The following is a 20,540-nucleotide window of genomic DNA, read 5'->3' on the forward strand; positions in this document are numbered from 1 at the left end:
CCAAACCTGCTATCCGGGCAAAATCAGATGATTCCACGAATCAATCGAAGCGGGCATCTTGACATGATTCCCCGGGGACCCCCGTCGAAAGTCCGCACCTCTCCTTCACCAATCGCACAGACGGCGGCCGCGCCGCAAGGCACAGCCGCCGTCCGGGTCGGAAAAAGGTTCAGTTCGCGACGTCGATCAGGCTAGACCGGATCAGGAACCGTTTGCCTTCCGGGGCCTCCACCGAGAACCCGCTGCCGCGGCCGTCGACCACATCAACGGTGAGGTGGGTGTGCCGCCAGTAGGCGAACTGCTCCCGCGACATCCAGAAGTCAATCGACCCGCACTCGGGCAATTCGAAGACCCCCATAAGCACATCCGCTTCGGCAGTGATGAACTCGCCGTCCGGATAGCACATGGGCGAGGAGCCGTCGCAGCAGCCGCCGGACTGGTGGAACATCAGCGGTCCGTGGATTCCCCACAGCTTCTGCAACAGTTCCACCGCGGCCGGTGTCAGCGCTACCCGGGAGAAGTCTTCCCCGGGTATCGCTGCCGCGGCGTCGAGATTGACGAGGTCGGCCATGTTTAGAAGAAGCCGAGCTTGTTCTCGTTGTAGCTGACCAGGAGGTTCTTGGTCTGCTGGTAGTGGTCGAGCATCATGGCGTGGTTTTCGCGGCCGATGCCGGAGGATTTGTAGCCGCCGAACGCTGCGCCGGCCGGGTAGGCGTGGTAGTTGTTGACCCACACCCGGCCGGCCTGGATCTCGCGGCCGGCGCGGTAGGCCACGTTGCCGTTGCGGGACCAGACGCCGGCGCCCAGGCCGTAGAGCGTGTCGTTGGCGATCTGCAGCGCCTCGGAGTAGTCGTTGAACCGGGTCACGGAGACCACCGGACCGAAGATCTCCTCCTGGAAGACGCGCATGTCGTTGGTGCCCTCGAAGATGGTCGGCTTGACGTAGTAGCCCTCGGCCAGGTCGCCGTCGAGGAGGTTCCGCTCGCCGCCGGTGAGGATCTTGGCGCCTTCCTGCTTGCCGATGTCCATGTAGGAGAGGATCTTTTCCAGCTGGTCGTTGGAGGCCTGCGCGCCGATCTGGGTGGTGGTGTCCAGCGGGTTGCCCTGGATGATCTTCTCCGTGCGGGCCAGCGCGTCGGCCATGAACGAGTCGTAGATGGAGCCCTGGACCAGCGCACGTGAGGGGCAAGTGCAGACCTCGCCCTGGTTGAAGGCAAAGAGGGTGAAGCCCTCGAGTGCCTTGTCGTAGAACGCGTCGTTTTCGGCCGCGACGTCGGAGAAGAAGATGTTCGGGCTCTTGCCGCCGAGCTCCAGCGTCACGGGGATCAGGTTCTGGCTGGCGTACTGGCTGATCAGCCGGCCGGTGGTGGTCTCGCCGGTGAACGCGATCTTGCGGATCCGCGGGCTGGAGGCCAGCGGTTTGCCGGCCTCGACGCCGAAGCCGTTGACCACGTTGACGACGCCGGCGGGCAGGATGTCGGCGATCAGTTCCATCAGCACCAGGATGGACGCCGGGGTCTGCTCCGCAGGTTTAAGCACGACGGCGTTTCCGGCCGCGAGTGCGGGGGCCAGCTTCCAGACGGCCATCAGGATCGGGAAGTTCCAGGGGATGATCTGGCCGACCACGCCGAGCGGCTCGTGGTAGTGGTAGGCGGTGGTGTCGTCGTCCAGCTGCGAGAGCCGGCCTTCCTGCGCCCGGATGGCGGAGGCGAAGTAGCGGAAGTGGTCCGCCGCCAGCGGGATGTCGGCGGCGAGGGTCTCGCGCACGGCCTTGCCGTTGTCCCAGGTCTCGGCGACGGCGAGCATCTCCAGGTTCTCGTCGATCCGGTCCGCAATCCGGTTCAGCACCGAGGCGCGCTCGGCCACGGACGCTTTGCCCCAGCCCGGGGCCGCCTTGTGCGCGGCGTCGAGGGCCAGTTCGATGTCTTCGGCGGTGCCGCGGGCTATTTCACAAAAGGGTTTGCCGGTCACGGGGGAAATGTTCTCGAAGTACTGGCCTTTGGCCGGGGCAACCCATTCGCCGCCGATCCAGTTCTCGTAGCGCGGCTTGAAGCTGACCTTCGAACCATCCTGGCCCGGCTGTGCGTAAACAGTCATTGCTAACTCCTTCAGCGTGGTTTGAGCGCGTCATCGTCGACTCCCGCTCATGCACCACAGCCTAGGCGGCGCAACGTTGCACCAAGGTTGCACGGTGCATTGGGGCGGCTGCCGAGCCGGTGCGGCCACAGCACCGGAGCCTGCTACCGCAATCGGAGTTTGTTACCGCTGCCGGCGCGGGATCCCGGCCTGGCGTCCCGCCGCCGAGCCTGGCGTTCCGGACGCAGGTTCTCCCCAGCCGGAGACAGGCTGCGGCCGGGCGAAGAAGAGTGTCACTACGGCGCCGGCCAGTGCCACCGCCGCCGGAAGCAGCAGTGACTGGGCCATCGCCGTCGAAAATCCTGCATGCAGGAAGTCCGGCAGGACCGCTGCGCCGGCCTCGGCCTGCGCGCCGGAAACAGTCGCTCCGCGGGGCAGTTCCTCGGCGAGCCGGGCCTGCATCAAGGCCGCGATGGAGGCGCTGCCCAGGACCGCGCCGATCTGGCGGGTGGTGTTGTAGACGCCGGAACCAGCACCCGCATCGGCGGGCCGCAGGTTCCTCGTGGCGGTGGTGGACATCGGGCCCCACACGCAGGCATTGGCCAACCCCAGCACCGCGGCGGGCAGCAGGAGCAGGCCCACCGCCGTCGTCGGTGTCATGAGCAAGGCGTACCAGCCCAGGCCGCCGGCCATCAGCACCAGCCCCGCCGTGGCGAAAAATTTGGGATTGACCCTGTCGATGGTTCGGCCGACCAGCGGTGCCAGTACAGCGGAGATGATGGCGGTGGGCGCGAGCATGAGCGCCGACTGGGTGGGGGTGAGGCCGCGGACGCTCTGGAAGAAGAAGATCAACGGCAGGGACATGCAGGTGACGGCGAAACCGACCGTGGTGATGCCGCCGTTGGCCAGCGAGAAATTGCGGTCCCGGAAAATCTTCAGCGGCAGCAGCGGTTCCTTCCGGTTGCGGGACTGCCACACGACGAACCCGGCCAGGACCAGAATTCCGGCGAGGATCAGGCTCCAAACGGTGACTGGCCCGGCGATCGTTGACCAGTGGTAGGTTTCGCCCTGCTGGATGCCGAAAACGAGCAGGAACATTCCGGCGGCGCTGAGCAGCACACCGGCGAGATCAAACGTGTGCGAGTGGGTGGGCAGGGCAGGGACAAAGCGCCAGGCCATTAGGAAGCCCAGCAGGCCCACCGGGATGTTGACGAAGAAAATCCACTCCCAGCCCAGCGAGTCCACCAGCAATCCGCCGAGGATGGGACCGGTCAGCGCGGCCAGTCCGGCCACCGCGCCCCACATTCCCATCGCCGCCCCGCGGCGGTCCGGCGGGAAGATCCGCGTGATGACGGACATCGTCTGCGGCGTCATCATGGACGCTCCCAGCCCTTGGAAGACGCGCGCCAGGATCAGCATCTGGATGTCGTTGGCGAAACCGCACCAGGCCGAGGTCGCCGTGAACAGTACGAGCCCGGTCAGGTACAGGTTTTTCGGCCCGAAGCGGTCGCCCAGCCGGCCGGTGATCAGCAGCGGCACGGCGTAGGCCAGCAGGTAGGCACTGGTTACCCAGATGACCGAGTTGATGTCGGTCTGCAGGCCGCGCATGATCGCCGGGTTGGCCACCGAAACAATCGTGGTATCCACCAGGATCATGAAGAACCCGATGACCAGAGACCAGAGCGCGGGCCAGGGGCGGCTGACGTTATCCACCGCTGGAACTTACCACGGCTCAGCGCAGTTCGGTCTCGAGCCGTTCAAGATGGGCGACGACGGCGGTGCGCCTGGGCGAGCGCGCCGGGAGGACGCGCAGGGCACTGAGCCAGGCCTCGGCGTCGTACTCTGCTTCCGGCAGCTGCAGGTAACGCAGCAGTGTTTCCGCGGAGGCATCGCTGAGTACGGCCTCGCGGAGGTTCGCGCTGACCTCCTCGCGGAAGCGGACGATGCCGGGCGCCTCCGAATTGGGCAGCAGTGCCCCCTGGTAAATGTTCAGGGCCAGGCGGTGGGCACCGCGCTGCAGGTAATTGAGGACTTGTTTGGCGTCGAGGATCAATTCCTGCGGCAGCCGGTATGGCCGGGACTGCGGAACCGCCTCCGGGTTGGCCAAGCCGATGAGTTTGCGCAGCCGGACCATCTCGGCCCGCAGTGTAGTGCTCTGGGCATCCGGATAGAGCAGGTCGGCAAGTGCGTCCGCGGTCAGGCCGCGCGGATGCAGGGCGAGCAGCGTGAGGATCTCCGTGTGACGCAGGGACAAATCCAGCGTATGGCCCTCCAGGCTCAGCTGGCCCTGGTCCCGGCCGGTGATGGACAGCGTGTTGCTGTAGAGCCGGGGCCTCGAGGTCCCGCCCGGAGCCTGCGCATTATGCAGCAGTTTGGCCGCGGGCTGTGCCTGACCCCGCTGCAGGCGTTCGATGCGCAGCTGCGCTTCTGCCGCGGCCACGGTGGCCTGCACCAAGGAGAGCGTGTGCGGGGCGACCGCCTCTTCGCGGCCGGTAATATCCACGACGCCGAGGACGGCGCCCGAATCCGGATCGCGCACTGGGACGGCGGTGCAGCTCCACGGATGGACAATGCGGCTGAAATGCTCGGCTCCGGAGATCTGCACTCCGCGGCCCATTGCCAGCGCCGTGCCCGGGGCGCTGGTGCCTACGGTGCCTTCGGACCAGTCCGCGCCGGCAATGAAGGTCATTTTCTCGGCCTGGCGCTTCAGCCGGGCATCCCCGTCCACCCAGAGCAGCCGGCCGTTCTCGTCGCCGACCGCCACCAGCATTCCTGTGTCGTGGCTGGGCAGCACTAGGAGTCGGTGGATGACGGGCATGATCGCCGCCAGCGGGTGGCTCAGCCGGTACTCCTCCAGCTCCTCGTCCACCAGATCCACCCGTGCCAGCGCGTCTTCCGGGTCCGGAACCAAGGTCATGGAGCGTTCCCAGGATTCTCGCACTACCTGCCGTAAGCCGGACAACGTGGCGGTGCCGGCGAGGGGCATCCTGCGGACTGCGTCGTCAAGGAGTTCATGGGCAGCGTAAGCCTGCTGCTGGATAGGCCGGGAGGCCGATCGGACGTGGGAATGCACCGTTGCTCCGCTCGCTGAGATCAGCCACCAGGTCTGGAAGAGAAGTAGTGGCGTGCCTCACAGTCTACCCAGCAGCGCAAGTCGGGCGCCGCCGTCGTTCGCTGTCTCCCATGGCCCGGGATACCCAGCCCGCCGGGCCTCCGGTCGCTCACGCCGGGATGAGCCGCAGCGGGAGGGATTCCCAACCCCTGAGCGTGTTGTGCAGGTAGGGGACGGGCTCGCCGGCCGGCTCCAGTCGTTCGACGTGCTCGGCGAGCCAGCCGAGCACCACTTCCATTTCCAGCCTCGTGATGGGCTGGCCGACGCAGCGGTGGATGCCGTTGCCGAAAGCGATCATGCTGGCGGCGTCGCGCTCGATCCGGAACTCGCCGGCGTCCGGGCCGAACTGCGCCGTATCCCGGTTGGCTGACCCGAGGAAGAGCACAATCTTCGTTCCGGCCGGAATCGGGATGCCACGGAACACCGTGTCGGCGCCGGTGGTGCGGAAGAAGGACTGGAACGGCGAGTCGAACCGGAGCACCTCGTCGATGACGAATTTGACCAGCCGCGGATTCTGCCGGAGCTTGGCCCACTCGTCCGGATGCTCGGCGAGGAGCTTCAGCGCGTTTCCGAGTCCGATCACGGTGGTGTCAAGCCCCGCGGAGAGCAGCGCCCGGACCAGCAGCGGCGCCGCTTCCGCACTGATGTCCCCGGCATCGGCGCGGTCCCATAGCTGTGCGCCGAGCCCGCCGGGTGCCAGCCTGGCGCGTTCGGTATGTTCCATGACCCATTCGAAGGTGCCGGCGCCCTGTTCGATGAAGTGCTGCTGGCGTTCGTCCTCCGGGCCGAAGTAGCTGAAACTCATGGCGCCCTGGCTGATCAGGTTCTCCGCCCTGCCCTCGCGCGGAATGCCCACCGCGTCGCCGAAAACCCGGAGGGGGTAGACCTGCGCCAGGTCCTGAACGCCGTCGATCTCCCCGCGCTCCAGCAGTTGCGGCAGCAGTTGCGCGGCGAAGGCCTCGAAGCCGGCGCGCAACGCACGTGTTCCCTTGGGCGAGATGACCGAGGCCATGGCCTTGCGCAGCCGGGTGTGGACGGGCGGGTCCGAATCCAGAATGCCCTGCGGTTTCCAGGACGTCTCCTTGTGCAGGTTCTTCGGTCCCACCCCGGCCCCGTTGATGAACGTCTGGTGGTCCGCCAGAATGTCCCGGCATTCCTCGTAGCGGGCGAACGCGAGCACGTTGTATTTCTGCAGGTAGACCGCCGGCCCGGCCTCGCGCATCCGCTCGAACAGCGGGTACGGATCCGCCAGGTTCCCGTCCGAATACGGGTCATCGCCCAGCACCTGGACATCCGGGTACGCCAGCACTTCGGTCACAGCGGCCTCACTTTCTCTGCAGTCCTGCTGACAAGTTATCGCCCAAACGCCCCGATCACTAGCAGCATCCGCCCCATGTTGATAACTAACGACGGCGGCTGCCACCCGCCGTCGTGAGTTTTCGGCCGATCATCAACGTGACCGGATTCAATGTCCCAACTGTCCTACCGCTTAAGTAGAGTGGTTTCATTGCGTGACCGCGGTCACGTGAGGGGGCCGGCGATCCCGGTCCGCCCGCGGGCCGCGGCAATCCGAATCGGAAGGAAGTGTCAGTGAAGGCGCTGTTCAAGTCCGGGCCACAGGCCGGCTTCGAGCTCGTTGACCGTCCCGAGCCGCGAACCGGCGAGGGCGACGTCAAGATCAAAGTGATGACCACCGGAATCTGCGGGACTGATCTGCACATCCAGGCGTGGGACCCGTGGGCGCAGGAGAATATTCCCACGCCGCTGATCCCCGGGCATGAGTTCTACGGCGAGGTGGTCGAAACGGGCAGCTTGGTCCGGGACGTCCAGATGGGGGACCGAGTCTCCGGCGAGGGGCACATTGTCTGCGGTACCTGCCGCAACTGCCGGGCCGGCCGGCGGCAGATGTGCATCCGGACCGTCAGCGTCGGGATCCAGCGGGACGGGGCCTTCGCCGAGTACGTGGTGATTCCGGAAACCAACGTCTGGGTGCACCGCGATCCGTCCATCACCCCTGAACTCGGCGCCATCTTCGATCCGTTCGGCAACGCCGTCCACACCGCCCTGAGCTTCCCGCTGGTCGGCGAGGACGTGCTGATCACCGGGGCCGGGCCGATCGGGCTGATGGCGATCGCCGTTGCCCGGCACGCAGGCGCCCGCAACATCGCCATTACCGACATCTCTGCGTCCCGGCTGGACCTGGCCAAGCGGATGGGCGCGGACATGACCATCGACGTCAGCCATGAACGGATGGCCGAGGCCCAGGAGCAACTGCGCCTGACCGAGGGCTTCGACATCGGGCTGGAGATGTCCGGCCGGGCGAGCGCCCTGCGGGAAATGATCGACAACATGACCCACGGCGGGCGGATTGCGCTGCTGGGCCTGCCCACCGAAGACATCGCCATCAACTGGGGCAAGGTGGTCACACACATGCTCACGCTCAAGGGCATCTACGGGCGGGAGATGTTCGAAACCTGGTACGCGATGAGTGCCATGCTGCAATCGAACCCGGTGCTGCACGAGGCCATTTCGGGAGTCATCACGGACGTGCTGCCGGCCGCCGAGTGGGAGCGGGGCTTCGAAACCGCCCGCCACGGCATGGGCGGCAAGGTTGTCCTCGACTGGAGAAGGATCTAAGGAGCTTCGCATGTACTCTGCCCTCAAGGACCAGCTGGCCGCGGAACTGGACGAAATCCGCGCCGCGGGGCTGTTCAAAGCCGAACGCCGGATCAGCTCCCCGCAGTCCAGCCACATCACTGCCGGCAGTCTGGACGGCCCGGCCCGCCAAGTGCTCAACTTCTGCGCCAACAACTACCTAGGCCTGGCTGATCACCCGGATATGATCGCCGCGGCCAAGGCAGCCCTGGACGAGCGCGGCTTCGGCATGGCCAGCGTGCGCTTCATCTGCGGCACCCAGGACCTGCACCTGGAGCTTGAACGCCGGGTCTCCGAATTCCTCGGTACCCAGGACACCATCCTGTTCTCCTCCTGCTTCGATGCGAACGGGGGCGTCTTCGAGTCCCTGTTCGGGCCGGAGGACGCCATCATTTCGGACGCGCTGAACCATGCGTCCATCATCGACGGCATCCGGCTGTCCAAGGCGGCCAGGTTCCGCTACGCCAACCGGGACATGGCAGAGCTGGAAGCCAAGCTGCAGGAAACCGCGGCAATGAACGACGGCGGTGGGGCACGTCGCCGGATCATCGTCACCGACGGCGTCTTCTCCATGGACGGCTACCTCGCCCCGCTCCAGGACATCTGCGCGTTCGCCGAACAGTACGACGCGCTGGTCATGGTGGATGACTCGCACGCCGTAGGGTTCATGGGCGCCACCGGCGCCGGTACACCCGAACACGCCGGGGTCTCGGACCGGGTGGACATCTACACCGGGACCTTCGGCAAAGCCCTGGGCGGCGCCTCCGGCGGGTACGTTTCGGGGCGCGCGGAGATCGTGGCGATGCTCCGGCAGCGTGCCAGGCCCTACCTGTTCTCCAACTCCGTGGCCCCGGCCATCGTCGCAGCCACGCTCCGGGCGCTGGAGCTCGTGCGCGAATCCGGTGAACTGCGATCCAGGCTGCAGGAAAACGCGGCCCTCTTCCGCCGCCGGATGGCCGATGAAGGGTTCGAGCTGCTGGCCGGAGAACATGCGATCATCCCGGTGATGTTCCACGACGCCGTGCTGGCAGGCAAAGTGGCGGACCAGATGCTGGCCCACGGCGTCTACGTGACGGCCTTCAGCTACCCGGTGGTTCCCCAGGGCGCCGCCCGGATCCGCGTGCAGCTTTCCGCCGCCCACAGCCCGGAAGACGTCGAAGCTTGTGTGCGCGCGTTCGTCGCCTCGCGGGACGCAGTAAGCGGGTAGGCCAGGGAGCATGGACGTAGATGCCGTGGGGGAGTTCTGGGCCTGGTGGGAAGCGGACGCCGCCGGGCGCATCGCACAGGGCGCAGAGGGCTACGCCGAAAACTACGTCAAACAGCTGGGCCAGCGGATCGCGAGGATCGATCCGGGCCTCGCCTGGGAGCTCGGTCCCGGAGCGACGGCGGAACACGAACTGGTCATCTTCCCCGACAGCCCGGAACACGCGGCGCTGGCCCGGCGGGTGCTCAAGGCTGCTCCGGCACCGGACAGGCACTGGGAGTACGCGGATGCCCGGCAGGCGGCCGCGCGCTTCGAGGACCTGACGCTGGGGGTCGGCGGCGAGGAGTTCGCGGGCGAGGACTTCCGGGTGGGCCTGATGCGCAACCGGTATTCGGCGGACATCTCGGTCTACCACCCGAAGTTGGGCCGGCTCCCCGAAGACAAGCGGCTGGTCCCGGTGGCCATCATGCTGGACCATGCCATCGGCCAGCAGGACGTGAACGCATGGATCGGCATCATCGAACCGGTGCTGCAGCCGCATCCGGGGGACATCCCGCTGAGCGACCTGCCGGCCGTCGTGCAGCAATTGCGCGCCGGCGCGTTCGACGGGCACGGCGAGCCCATCTGGGAAGAGCTGCACGGCCGCTCGGTCGAGGACCGCCCCATCACCGCCTATGTGCAGGTTCCGCTGGTCCCGGCGTTCTGGCCCGACTTCGACCAGCATGTGGCCGTGCAGCTCGGCTACGCCCAGATCCTCGACGACGGGCTCCCGGGCGAGGAATCGGGGCGCCGGCTGCAGGCGATGGAACAGGCGCTCGCCGAAGCGCTCAACGGCAACGGCCGGCTGGTTGCGGCCGAAACAACGGACGGCCGCCGGATCCTGCACTTCTACGTGGATTCGACCACCTCCGCCGGCTGGGACCTGGAAGCGGCCGCAACGGCATGGGAAGAGGGACAGACCGGTGTCGGTGCGGAACTCGATCCCGGGTGGTCCGGCGTCAACCACCTGAGGATCAGATAGGGCGTGAGGTCATCGCGGCGCGCAGCCCCCGCCGTCGTACGCTCTGATGACGTTCGCGGCGTGGTCAGCTGGCGGCCATGCCGGAGAAAGTCCGGTAGTAGCGCAGGCCGAGTTCGCGGGCGCCGGCAGCGTTGAAATGGATGCCGTCGTTTGCACCATTGGCACCGGCGGGTCCTTCGACGAAGGCGGTCTGCGGCCGGTGGGAGGGAATGGAACGGTGCACTGCGTCGATCGGGCCGCGGATCTTCTTGTCCGCGGCGATCCATTCGGGCACCATGCCGCCAATGAGGAACGGGACCGGGCCCAGTTCTGCGCGGTACAGGTCGATGATCTGCAGCAGCTTGCGCCGGTACCAGTCCTGGCCCACTTTGGGCAGCGCGTCCGATTCGCCTTGGTGCCACAGGATGGCCGCCAGCCGGTGCGAGGGGTTGAGCGCGAGGGCGCGGAGGCACGCGTCCAGTCCCCGGCGGGCCAGGTTCACGGAGGCTGTGGTGTTGTACGGGTCCCAGGAATAGTCCGCGTTGCCGGTGATCGAGGTGCCGCCGAGGGCCGCCGGCACGAGCAGCACCTTGCGGTCCGCCGCTTGGTTGAGCCAGAGCTGCCGGGCGAATTCCATTCCGGGGCCGATGGTGGGCGCTCCGTCGCGCAGGTTCTGGGTGACGTGGAACAGCGCATCCGCGGCCGGAATCACGGTCCCGGCCTGCGGCCCCGAGCCGGCGAACTGGTCAATGCCCTCCAGCCTGATGTCGATGGCCGGATCATAGGGCAGCCCCGAACCTTGCATGTTGGATTGCCCCAGCAAGAGAACGACGTCGGCGCCGGACTTTCGCGGGTCGGTGCGGCCGTTGCCCACGGCAGCTCCGGCGACATTCTCGGCGCTCTGGATGCCTTGCCCGCCGGCCGGCTGGGCGGGGCTAAGCAGGTTGGCCAGCGCCCGGTGCGTGGCTGATTCGGGATCGGCGATCAGCCGGGCGATGTCCTCGTCGGAGGGCAGCCCCAGGCTCCCCGGCAGCGGGCTGCCCGGGCGGGCGGCGGCATGGGCTGCTCCCGCTCCGAGTGCCCCGGAACCAAGACCGACCGCGATGATGGGGGCGGCGCGGCGGAACAGGGTCCGGCGGCTGGGACTGGCAGGGCTGCCGGCTGGGGAGCCGGATTGTTGCGCTGCGGCAGGCTCGTCCGTGCCCATGCTCGCGTCCCCCTCCAGACCGGGCGCCGGAGGGCTCACCCGCCGGCTGGCAAAATTACTCCGATCAGTTTAGCGCCGACCCGAGCTCCTGCTGGACGGCCTCGATCAGCACGCCGCTGTCCACCAGGATGCGCACCGCTTCGATCTCGGGGGAGAGGTAGCGGTCCGTTCCGGGGCCTTCGACCACCTTGCGGATTTCGCGCCGGACCGCGGTGACGGCCGGGGCGCTCCGGGAGGAGTCCAGTCCGCCGTCGCGCATGTCCAGGGCCCGGGCGCTGGTGAGCAGCTCGATGGCCAGCACACGCGTCAGCCCATCCAGCGCCCGGCGCAGCTTCAGCCCGGCGGACCAGCCCATGGACACGTGGTCCTCCTGCATCGCGGAGGACGGGATGGAGTCCACGGAAGCCGGGTTGGCTAGCCGCTTGAGTTCGGAGACGATGCCCGCCTGGGTGTACTGCGCGATCATGTGGCCGGAATCCACGCCGGGATCGTCGGCCAGGAACGCGTTGAGCCCGTGGCTGCGGGCCTTGTCCAGGAACCGGTCCGTCCGCCGTTCGCTCATCGAGGCCAGGTCGGCCACGGCGATGGCGAGGAAGTCCAGGGCGTAGCCGACCGGCGCGCCATGGAAGTTCCCGTTTGATTCCACCCGGCCGTCCGGCGTAACCACCGGGTTGTCGATGGCGGAGGACAGCTCGTAGCCGGCCACGGATTCCACGTGCGACAGCGTGGCCCTGGCGGCACCGTGCACCTGCGGGGCGCAGCGCAGCGAGTAGGCGTCCTGCACGCGGGTGAAGCGGTGGCCGTCGCCATTGTCCGACGACTTCTGCTCGGCGATCAGCGGCGACCCGTCCAAGATCCGGCGCATGTTGGCCGCGGCGGCGATCTGCCCGGGGTGCGGGCGCAGCGCGTGGAGGTCCTCGGCCAGGACCGAGTCCGTGCCCAGCAGGCCCTCGATGCTCATCGCGGCGGCCAGATCCGCGGTCTTCAGCAGCAGGTGCAGGTCCGCCGAGGCCATGATGAGCATGCCCAGCATCCCGTCCGTGCCGTTGATCAGCGCCAGGCCTTCCTTTTCCCGCAGTTCCACCGGCTCGAGCCCGGCGGCAGCCAGCGCCTCGGCGGCAGGCACCAGCGCGCCGTCGTTATTACGTACTTCGCCCTCGCCCATCAGCGCCAGCGCGCAGTGTGCCAGCGGCGCCAGATCCCCGGAGCAGCCGAGCGATCCGTACTCGCCGACCACGGGGGTGATGCCGGCATTGAGCATGGCGGCATAGCCCTGCGCCACCATCGGGCGGACCCCCGTGCGGCCGGTGGCCATGGTGGAGAGCCGGTTGAGCATCAGGCCGCGGACCACCTCGCGGTCCACTTCTATGCCGGAGGAAGCGGCGTGGCTGCGGATCAGGCTGCGCTGAAGCTGGGTGCGCAGCTCGATGGGGATCTGCTTGGTGGCAAGGGCGCCGAAGCCCGTCGAAACACCGTAGTGCGGTTTGTCATCGGTGACCAGCGCGTCGATCACCGCGCGGGACTCCGCCATGGCTGACAGGGACTCGGCGCTGAGCTCGATCGGTGCACCGTGGCGTGCGACGGCGACGACTTCCTCCGGCGTGAGCGGGCCGGTGGAGATGGTGACGGGCTGAAGCTGGGACATGGTGCCTTTCATCGAAGGTGGGAGGCGTGGCTGGCGGGGCGGATAGGGTTACTTGACGATCAGGGCATCATAGTCCGGTTCGTTTTCCAGCACTCCGTACTTCTGGGCCGCGGTGCCCAGTTTCTGCAGTCCGTCCATGTTGATCTCGGGATACCACTTGGACATCTCCACGGTCTCGGCCAGCTCAGGCGTGATCTTCGCGTAGTCCTGGATGATCGTGCGGACCTCGTCCTCGTTTTCCATCGCGAAGGTGAAGGACTTTTCCAGCGCGCGTTGGAATCGTTCCACCAGCTCCGGGTTTTCCTGCAGGGTCTGTTCGGAGGTGAAGTAGAAGGCCGAATCGAAGTTTTCGGTTAGATCCGTCATGGGGCTGGCCACGATCTCGCCGCCGGCCTCCAGGATCTGCGTGCGGAACGGCTCGGTGGTCCAGGCCGCGTCAACGTCCCCGCGCTCCAATGCGGCGGGCATGTTGGGATACGGCATCTCGACGAAGTTCACGTCCTGCGGATCCCCTCCGGCTGCTTCGATGGAGTTGCGGATGGTCACGTCGGCGAAGTTGTTCAGGGCGTTGACTGCCACCGTCTTGCCCACGAGGTCCGCGGCGGACTCAATGCCGCTGTCGGGCATGGCGGCGACTTCGGTGACGTCCTCGCCCGGCACGTTGGTGGAGCTCGAGCCGTTGGAAACCACCTTCACCGGCAAGGTCTTGTCCTGGGCGATCAGCAGCGAGACGACGTTGGAATAGCCGAACTGGTATTCACCGGTCATCACGGCCGGCACAATCGCCGCGCCGCCCTGGGCGAGCTGGACGGAGAGCTGGATGCCTTCGTCCTCGAAGTAGCCCTCCTGCATGCCCAGATAGATGGGGGCGACGTCGGTGATGGGGATGAGTCCCACGCTCACCTGGTCCAGTCCCTCCTGGGGTGCAGCGCCGTTGGAGTTCGGGGCGTCCTCGGGAGCTGACGGGCTGCCTGATCCGCAACCGGTCAGCGCCAGAAGACCCGTGAGGGCGGCGGCGGACGCGCCCGTCATGAACGTACGGCGTTGGATGGTGGATCCGCGGAAGAGCTTTTCCATGGGAGTTTCTCCAGTTCTGCCGCTGAATGGCAAGGCCATTTCAGACAGTAAAATTTATGGGCTGATAGGGAAAAAGGTACAGAGCGATCCGGCTGCCGTCAATGGTCGGGCGGAAAAGGGGCATTGCCACTAGATGAAATTGATGTTTTACTAAGTGCAACGTCAGTGAAATGACGATCCCGACCGGAAAGGTACTCCATGGTGGACACCACTACAGAGACCGCTGCGGCGCCGGACGCTACAACCCGCGCCGCCGACCGCGCCCTGGGTCTGCTGCGCGTTGTCTGCGAGAACGACGGCGTCAAACTCGCCGATGCGGCCAAGGCGGCAGACCTTTCGGCGAGCACGGCACTTCGCCTGCTGCGGACCCTGGAGGCCAACGGCTTCGCAGCCAAGCGCGAGGACGGCCTGTACCGGCCCGGGTTCCGCATGGTCCAGCTGGGCGTCCAAGCCTTGAGCCACGAATCGCTGGTCGCGACCAGCCAGGATGCCTTGCGCTCACTGGTTGCCCGGACGGGCGAATCCGCCTACCTCAGCGTGGCCGCCGGCAGCACCGACGGGCTGTACCTGGCCATCGAGGAAGGCACGCACACCGTGCGCCACATCAACTGGGTGGGCCGCACGTTTCCCATGGTCGGCAGCGCCGCTGGGGAAGCCCTGCAGGGGAAGGTGGCGCCCGGGTCCTTCGCCGTCGTGGCCGAAGGCGTCGAGCCCGACATCACCGCGGTGGCCGCCCCGGTGATGGCCGGTTCCAAGGTGGTCGCGGCCCTGAGCATCGTCGCGCCGAGCTACCGCACTACCGCTGAAGCCGCGCAAACCTTCGGCGCCCTGCTGGCTGCCGAAGCAGGCCGCGTCTTTGCCGCCCCAGGCGGGGACGCCGTCGTCGTTAGTCCCCGAACTTCCTAACCTGACAGCCGGATAAATACCCGCTTCCCTCAGAGAAAGAGCTTTCAGAAATGACCTTCACGCAACATGATTCCTCCCGCACTGTCCGCGCCGCCCGCGGCACCGAGCTGACGGCCAAGAGCTGGCAGACCGAAGCGCCGCTGCGGATGCTGATGAACAACCTGGATCCCGAGGTCGCCGAGCGCCCCGAGGACCTGGTGGTCTACGGCGGCACCGGCCGCGCGGCCCGCAGCTGGGAGGCCTACGATGCGATCGTGCGCACGCTGGCCACCCTTGAGAAGGACGAGACCCTGCTGGTCCAGTCCGGCAAACCGGTGGGCGTTTTCCGCACCAATGAATGGGCGCCGCGGGTGCTGATTGCCAACTCGAACCTGGTGGGGGACTGGGCCAACTGGCCGGAGTTCCGCCGGCTCGAGGCCGAAGGGCTCATGATGTACGGCCAGATGACCGCCGGGTCCTGGATCTACATCGGCACGCAGGGCATCCTGCAGGGCACCTACGAAACCTTCGCCGCCATCGCCGACAAGCGGTTCAACGGCACGCTGGCCGGAACGCTGACGCTCACCGGCGGCTGCGGCGGCATGGGCGGTGCACAGCCGCTGGCCGTGACCCTTAACGGCGGAGCGTGCCTGATTGTCGACGTCGACGAGACACGTCTGCGCCGCCGCGCCGGCAAGCGCTACCTGGACGAAGTGGAAACGGATCTTGATGCCGCGTTGGCCAAGGTCATGCGTGCCAAGCAGGAGAAGCGGCCGCTGTCCGTGGGCTACGTGGGCAATGCCGCCGCGGTGTTCCCGGAGCTGCTGCGCCGGCACAAGGCCGGCGAGATCAGCGTGGACATTGTCACGGACCAGACCTCGGCGCATGACCCGTTGAGCTACCTGCCGCTGGAATACTCCGTGGACCAGTGGGACGCCGAGGCCAAGGCGGATCCCGTGGGCTTCACCAAGAAGGCACAGGAGTCGATGGCCCGCCACGTGCAGGCCATGGTGGAGTTCCAGGATGCCGGTGCCGAGGTGTTCGACTACGGCAACTCCATCCGCGACGAGGCCCGCCTGGGTGGCTACGACCGCGCGTTCGAGTTCCCCGGCTTCGTCCCGGCTTACATCCGTCCCTTGTTCTGTGAAGGACTCGGCCCGTTCCGCTGGGTGGCCCTGTCCGGCGATCCGGAGGACATCCGCGTTACCGACGAGGCGATCAAGGAGCTCTTCCCCGAGAACGAACACCTGCACCGCTGGATCGACGCCGCACAGGAGCACGTCGAGTTCGAGGGTCTTCCGGCACGGATCTGCTGGCTGGGCTACGGCGAGCGCCAGAAGGCCGGGCTGCTGTTCAATCGGCTGGTGGCCGAGGGCAAGGTCTCCGCGCCGATCGTGATTGGCCGCGACCACCTGGACTCCGGCTCCGTGGCCTCCCCCTACCGCGAGACCGAATCCATGGCCGATGGATCGGACGCGATCGCCGACTGGCCGCTGCTGAACGCCCTGGTCAACACGTCCTCCGGCGCCACCTGGGTCTCCATCCACCATGGCGGCGGCGTCGGCATCGGCCGCTCCATCCACGCCGGCCAGGTCTCCGTGGCCGACGGCACCGAACTGGCGGCGCAGAAGCTGGAACGGCTGCTGACCAACGATCCGGGCATGGGAGTGATCCGGCACGTGGATGCGGGTTACGATCGGGCCGTTGAGGTTGCTGCCGAGCGCGGGGTGCGGGTACCGATGAACGAGTCCTGACCCTGCCACGTCCCATCCGTCCGTCCTGTCCTGTCCGCCCGTCCCCATCCGGAGGTCCTCTTTGGAAACCGTTTCCCAGCTGCTCGAGTCAATCAGCGACGTCGGTCGTGATACTGCCCGCGGCGGATACTCGCGTCCGGTGTATTCGACGGCGGAGCTTGACCTGCGCGGCTGGTTCGTCGAGCAGGCCGGCCGGCGCGGGCTGGAGGTGGAGACGGACCGCAACGGCATCATCTGGGCTTGGTGGGGTGCGCCGGAAAAGGGTGCGCTGGTCACCGGCAGCCACCTGGACTCGGTCCCCGGCGGTGGCGCGTTCGACGGGCCGCTCGGCGTGGCCTCGGCACTTGCCGCCGTCGATGTTCTGCGGCAGCGCGGGGTCCAGCCCAACCGGTCCCTCGCCATCACGGTCTTCCCCGAGGAGGAGGGCTCACGCTTCGGCGTGGCCTGCCTCGGCTCGCGGCTGCTGACCGGCGCCATCGACCCGGACAAGGCCCGGAACCTGCGCGACGCGGACGGCAATACCTTTGCGGAGGTGTCGCAGGGGAACGGGCTGGACCCGGAGCACTTCGGGCGGGACGAGGAAGCGCTGGCGCGGATCGGCGACTTTGTCGAATTGCATGTCGAGCAGGGCCGCGGCCTCGGCGAGGAGGGGCCGGCGATCGCCGTCGGCAGTTCCATCCTGGGCCACGGCCGATGGAAGCTAACGGTCAGCGGCCAGGGCAACCATGCCGGAACCACTCTGATGCAGGACCGGGCGGATCCCATGGTGGCGGCAGCCCAGATCATCATTGCCGTGCAGAAGTCGGCCGCCGCCCAGCCGGACGCCCGCGCTACGGTGGGGCGGCTGGAACCGATCCCCGGTGGCACCAACGTCATCGCCTCGCGGGTCCAGCTATGGCTCGATGTCCGGCATCCGGAAGACGCCGTGACCGCCGCGCTCGTGGAGGCGATCCACGGCAAGGCGCAGAAGATCGCGGCGTTCGAAGGCTGCTCGGTGACGCTGACCGAGGAGTCCTATTCCGGCACGGTCCACTTCGACCCGGCGCTGCAGCGGCAGCTCGAAAATGCGCTGCCCGGGGCACCCGTGCTGGCCACGGGTGCCGGCCACGACGCCGGCGTGCTGGCCGGCTATGTGCCCTCCGGCATGATCTTCGTGCGCAACCCGACCGGCATCTCCCACTCGCCGGAAGAACACGTTGAGGACGACGACGCCGACGCGGGCGCGGGTGCGCTGGCCGATGTATTGGAGGGGCTGCTGTGAGCGTCTGGTGCGAAGCCGCCTGGATCCGCGGACGCGGTGTGGTGCCGGGTGTGCGCGTGGAGGTGGACGAGGCCGGAATCGTGACCCGGCTGGAGCTGGGCGCGGAGCGGAAGGCTTCGGACCTGCCCGTCTCCGGCGTGGCCTTTCCGGCTGCTTCCAACGCGCACTCGCATGCCTTCCACCGCGTTCTGCGCGGCCGCACGCATGACATGGGCGTGGGCAGTTTCTGGACCTGGCGGGAACAGATGTACCGCGCGGCCGGGGCGCTGACTCCGGCGCTGTATGAGCAGCTGGCTACCGCCGTCTTTGCCGAAATGGTGGTGACGGGCTGGACCAGCGTGGCCGAATTCCATTACGTCCACCATCGCCCGGACGGCACGCCGTACGGCAGTGGCGGGAGCCCGGGAAGCGCCGGCAGCGCCTCCCCGAACGGAGCAGACGGTCCGCATGCCATGGAGCTCGCCTTGGCCAGGGCAGCGGTCAACGCCAGGATCAGGCTGACGCTGCTGGACACCTGCTACCTCGCCGGCGGCATCGGGCAGGAGCTCTCGCCGGAACAGCTGCGCTTCGGCGATCCTGATGTCCACGCGTGGTTGTCGCGGCTGAAGTCCCTGCGCGAAGCTATCTCACGGGAATTCAGTCCGGACCAGGTCACTGTGGGTGCCGCCCTGCATTCGGTGCGCGGGGTGCCCGCCGACGTGCTGCCGGTTATCGCCGAGAAGCTGCCGCCGCAGATTCCGCTGCACATCCACCTGTCCGAACAGCCGGCCGAAAACGAAGCCTGCTTGCAGGCCACCGGGCTGACGCCTACGGCGCTGCTGCGCCGGAGCGGCCTGCTCACCCGCCGGCTTTCGGCCGTCCACGCCACCCACCTGACGGAGCAGGACATCGCCATGCTCGGAGCAGCCCATGCCACCGTGGTGATGTGCCCGACCACGGAGGCGGACCTGGCGGACGGCATCGGTCCGGCCGCAGCACTGCGCGATGCAGGAGCGCGCATCGCGCTCGGCACGGACCAGCACGCCGTCGTCGATCCGTGGCTGGAAATGCGCGCGCTCGAACATGGCGAACGGCTGCGGTCCGGGCAGCGCGGCTGGTTCCCGCCCGAGGCCTTGCACGAGGCGGCCTCGGATGCCGGCGCCCGCTCGCAGGGCAGAAGGCTGCCCGGGTTCGAACGGGGGAAGTACTGCGATTTGATGGCGGTGGATCCTGGCAGCCTGCGCACCATCGGCTCGCAGCCCGACCAACTGGCGCTTTCCGCCACCGCCCAGGACGTCAGGACCGTTGTCATCGGCGGCCGCCTTGCCGCCCGCCAAGGCATCCACGCGACGCTGGGCGATCCCGCCCGGCTGCTCGCGGCAGCCATCACCGACGTCGACGCCGCAGGAACCGGCGATACCGCAGCCAAGGGAGCTCTCCAAAGATGACCGCTACGCAGTCCACACTCATCACCAACATCGGCGAACTCATGACGCAGGACCCGGCTCGCGAGGCCGGTTCAGTGATCCGCGATGCCGCGGTCGTTATTGAGGGGGAACGGATCAGCTGGATCGGACCCGCCGGCCAGGCGCCGCAAACAGATGGAATGTACGACGCCGAAGGCCGCGCGGTGCTGCCGGGCTGGGTTGATTCGCACACCCACCTGGTGTTCGCCGGGGACCGCACCGCTGAATTCGAGGCACGGATGGCGGGGGAGAGCTATGCGGCCGGCGGGATCGCCGTGACCACCGGGGCCACCCGTGCTGCCGACGACTTCGACCTGACCCGGTTGCTGATGGGACGGGTCGCCGAAGCGGTCGCCGGCGGAACAACCTATTTGGAGACGAAGACCGGCTACGGGCTGGATGTGGAGCACGAGGCGCGGTCCGCGCGCATTGCCTCCACGGTGGCAGACCAGGTGACGTATCTGGGTGCCCATCTGGTCCCGGACGGGATGGACGCGGATGCCTACACCGAGCTGGTCTGTGGCGAGATGCTTGAGGCGGTCCGGCCCTACGTGCAGTGGGCTGACGTGTTCTGTGAGCGAGGCGCCTTCAACGAGGAGCAGTCACGTCGCGTGCTGGCCGCGTGCCGCGATGCCGGACTCGGACTCCGCGTGCACGGCAACCAGTTGGGCGAGGGGCCGGGCGTCCAGCTCGCAGTCGAGTTCGGCGCCGCCAGCGTTGACCATGTCAATTATCTGGCGGACACCGACGTCAAAGCACTGGCGGACAGCTGGTCCGGTTGGGACCGCGTGGCCGGGACAGGGGAGCGCGGCACCGTGGCCACGTGCCTGCCGGCCTGCGATCTCTCGACCAGACAGCCCTTGGCGCCGGGGCGGCAGCTGTTGGATGCCGGCGTCGAAATTGCCCTTGCCTCCAACTGCAACCCGGGCACGTCCTACACAAGCTCGATGAACTACTGCGTGACCACGGCGGTCCTGCAGATGGGACTGAGCGTCCATGAAGCAGTCCGGGCGGCGACGTATGCGGGCGCCCTTGCCCTGGGCAAGCACGTTGGCACCGACGTCGATGGACAGCGGGCGGTGGGCTCGATCGCCGTCGGACACCGGGCCGACCTGCATCTGCTCAACGCGCCCTCCGCCACGCATCTGGCTTACCGGCCTGGCATGCCGCTGACTGCCGCGGTCTGGCGAGCGGGCGTGAAAGTGCGCTGATTTTCGCT

The 20,540-nt window shown here is 67.5% G+C and carries 16 protein-coding genes; 8 read left to right on the plus strand and 8 right to left on the minus strand.

Annotated elements, in window-relative coordinates; all coding sequences use genetic code 11:
• Positions 1-169: 169 nt before the first annotated feature.
• The 5 genes from AC3A4M_RS17800 to AC3A4M_RS17820 form a co-directional block, all read right to left on the minus strand.
• Positions 170-571 (minus strand): DUF779 domain-containing protein, encoded by a 402-nt coding sequence (locus AC3A4M_RS17800; protein ID WP_498737386.1) that lies wholly within the window; start codon positions 569-571, stop codon positions 170-172.
• Between the two features lie 2 nt (positions 572-573).
• Positions 574-2,097, minus strand: coding sequence for an acetaldehyde dehydrogenase ExaC (exaC, locus tag AC3A4M_RS17805; protein ID WP_498737387.1), 1,524 nt, complete (start codon positions 2,095-2,097; stop codon positions 574-576).
• 162 nt (positions 2,098-2,259) lie between these two features.
• Positions 2,260-3,789, minus strand: a complete 1,530-nt coding sequence (locus AC3A4M_RS17810) for a DHA2 family efflux MFS transporter permease subunit (protein WP_498737388.1) — start codon at positions 3,787-3,789, stop codon at positions 2,260-2,262.
• A gap of 19 nt (positions 3,790-3,808) precedes the next feature.
• On the minus strand, positions 3,809-5,149 hold the full coding sequence (locus AC3A4M_RS17815; protein WP_498737389.1) for a GAF domain-containing protein: 1,341 nt from the start codon (positions 5,147-5,149) through the stop codon (positions 3,809-3,811).
• A gap of 148 nt (positions 5,150-5,297) precedes the next feature.
• Positions 5,298-6,506 (minus strand): cytochrome P450, encoded by a 1,209-nt coding sequence (locus AC3A4M_RS17820; protein ID WP_498737390.1) that lies wholly within the window; start codon positions 6,504-6,506, stop codon positions 5,298-5,300.
• Positions 6,507-6,778: 272 nt separating this feature from the next.
• Here AC3A4M_RS17820 and tdh point away from each other — a divergent pair, with 272 nt between their 5' ends.
• From tdh to AC3A4M_RS17835, 3 genes are read left to right on the plus strand one after another with little or no spacing between them, the layout of a single operon-like run.
• Positions 6,779-7,825 (plus strand): L-threonine 3-dehydrogenase, encoded by a 1,047-nt coding sequence (gene tdh, locus AC3A4M_RS17825; protein ID WP_498737391.1) that lies wholly within the window; start codon positions 6,779-6,781, stop codon positions 7,823-7,825.
• A gap of 10 nt (positions 7,826-7,835) precedes the next feature.
• A complete protein-coding gene (locus AC3A4M_RS17830; protein WP_498737393.1) occupies positions 7,836-9,050 on the plus strand; it encodes a glycine C-acetyltransferase in 1,215 nt (404 codons plus the stop codon).
• Between the two features lie 10 nt (positions 9,051-9,060).
• A complete protein-coding gene (locus AC3A4M_RS17835; RefSeq protein ID WP_498737395.1) occupies positions 9,061-10,068 on the plus strand; it encodes a DUF695 domain-containing protein in 1,008 nt (335 codons plus the stop codon).
• A 64-nt stretch (positions 10,069-10,132) separates the two neighbouring features.
• Here the strand turns inward: AC3A4M_RS17835 and AC3A4M_RS17840 are convergent, their stop codons facing one another.
• From AC3A4M_RS17840 to AC3A4M_RS17850, 3 genes are all read right to left on the minus strand, one after another.
• Positions 10,133-11,254, minus strand: a complete 1,122-nt coding sequence (locus AC3A4M_RS17840; RefSeq protein ID WP_498737396.1) for a sialate O-acetylesterase — start codon at positions 11,252-11,254, stop codon at positions 10,133-10,135.
• 64 nt (positions 11,255-11,318) lie between these two features.
• Entirely contained in the window at positions 11,319-12,899 is a 1,581-nt protein-coding gene (hutH, locus tag AC3A4M_RS17845; RefSeq protein WP_498728634.1) for a histidine ammonia-lyase, read from the minus strand.
• Between the two features lie 48 nt (positions 12,900-12,947).
• A complete protein-coding gene (locus AC3A4M_RS17850; protein WP_498737398.1) occupies positions 12,948-13,976 on the minus strand; it encodes an ABC transporter substrate-binding protein in 1,029 nt (342 codons plus the stop codon).
• A 201-nt stretch (positions 13,977-14,177) separates the two neighbouring features.
• Between AC3A4M_RS17850 and AC3A4M_RS17855 the strand changes: the two genes are divergently transcribed.
• The 5 genes from AC3A4M_RS17855 (at position 14,178) to hutI (ending at position 20,532) form a co-directional block, all read left to right on the plus strand.
• Positions 14,178-14,882: an IclR family transcriptional regulator gene (locus AC3A4M_RS17855; RefSeq protein ID WP_498737399.1), complete on the plus strand. Its 705-nt coding sequence runs from the start codon at positions 14,178-14,180 to the stop codon at positions 14,880-14,882.
• Between the two features lie 50 nt (positions 14,883-14,932).
• Positions 14,933-16,615, plus strand: coding sequence for a urocanate hydratase (hutU, locus tag AC3A4M_RS17860; protein ID WP_498737401.1), 1,683 nt, complete (start codon positions 14,933-14,935; stop codon positions 16,613-16,615).
• A gap of 61 nt (positions 16,616-16,676) precedes the next feature.
• Positions 16,677-17,876: an allantoate amidohydrolase gene (locus AC3A4M_RS17865; protein WP_498737403.1), complete on the plus strand. Its 1,200-nt coding sequence runs from the start codon at positions 16,677-16,679 to the stop codon at positions 17,874-17,876.
• Positions 17,873-19,303, plus strand: coding sequence for a formimidoylglutamate deiminase (locus AC3A4M_RS17870; RefSeq protein ID WP_498737405.1), 1,431 nt, complete (start codon positions 17,873-17,875; stop codon positions 19,301-19,303). The genes AC3A4M_RS17865 and AC3A4M_RS17870 overlap by 4 nt, the downstream gene beginning before the upstream one ends.
• Complete coding sequence (gene hutI / locus AC3A4M_RS17875) at positions 19,300-20,532, plus strand: imidazolonepropionase (RefSeq protein WP_498737406.1); 1,233 nt, start codon at positions 19,300-19,302, stop codon at positions 20,530-20,532. Before AC3A4M_RS17870 ends, hutI begins: the two co-directional genes overlap by 4 nt.
• Positions 20,533-20,540 lie beyond the last annotated feature (8 nt).

Source organism: Arthrobacter sp. Soil_C_60, assembly GCF_057656375.1.

Excerpts from the sequence above, each read along its gene's own strand:
- AC3A4M_RS17830 (WP_498737393.1), top strand. The coding sequence starts at position 7,836 with ATGTACTCTGCCCTCAAGGACCAGCTGGCCGCGGAACTGGACGAAATC.
- AC3A4M_RS17800 (WP_498737386.1), bottom strand. The coding sequence starts at position 571 with ATGGCCGACCTCGTCAATCTCGACGCCGCGGCAGCGATACCCGGGGAA.
- hutU (WP_498737401.1), top strand. The coding sequence starts at position 14,933 with ATGACCTTCACGCAACATGATTCCTCCCGCACTGTCCGCGCCGCCCGC.
- exaC (WP_498737387.1), bottom strand. The coding sequence starts at position 2,097 with ATGACTGTTTACGCACAGCCGGGCCAGGATGGTTCGAAGGTCAGCTTC.
- AC3A4M_RS17840 (WP_498737396.1), bottom strand. The coding sequence starts at position 11,254 with ATGGGCACGGACGAGCCTGCCGCAGCGCAACAATCCGGCTCCCCAGCC.
- AC3A4M_RS17850 (WP_498737398.1), bottom strand. The coding sequence starts at position 13,976 with ATGGAAAAGCTCTTCCGCGGATCCACCATCCAACGCCGTACGTTCATG.
- hutH (WP_498728634.1), bottom strand. The coding sequence starts at position 12,899 with ATGTCCCAGCTTCAGCCCGTCACCATCTCCACCGGCCCGCTCACGCCG.
- AC3A4M_RS17835 (WP_498737395.1), top strand. The coding sequence starts at position 9,061 with ATGGACGTAGATGCCGTGGGGGAGTTCTGGGCCTGGTGGGAAGCGGAC.
- hutI (WP_498737406.1), top strand. The coding sequence starts at position 19,300 with ATGACCGCTACGCAGTCCACACTCATCACCAACATCGGCGAACTCATG.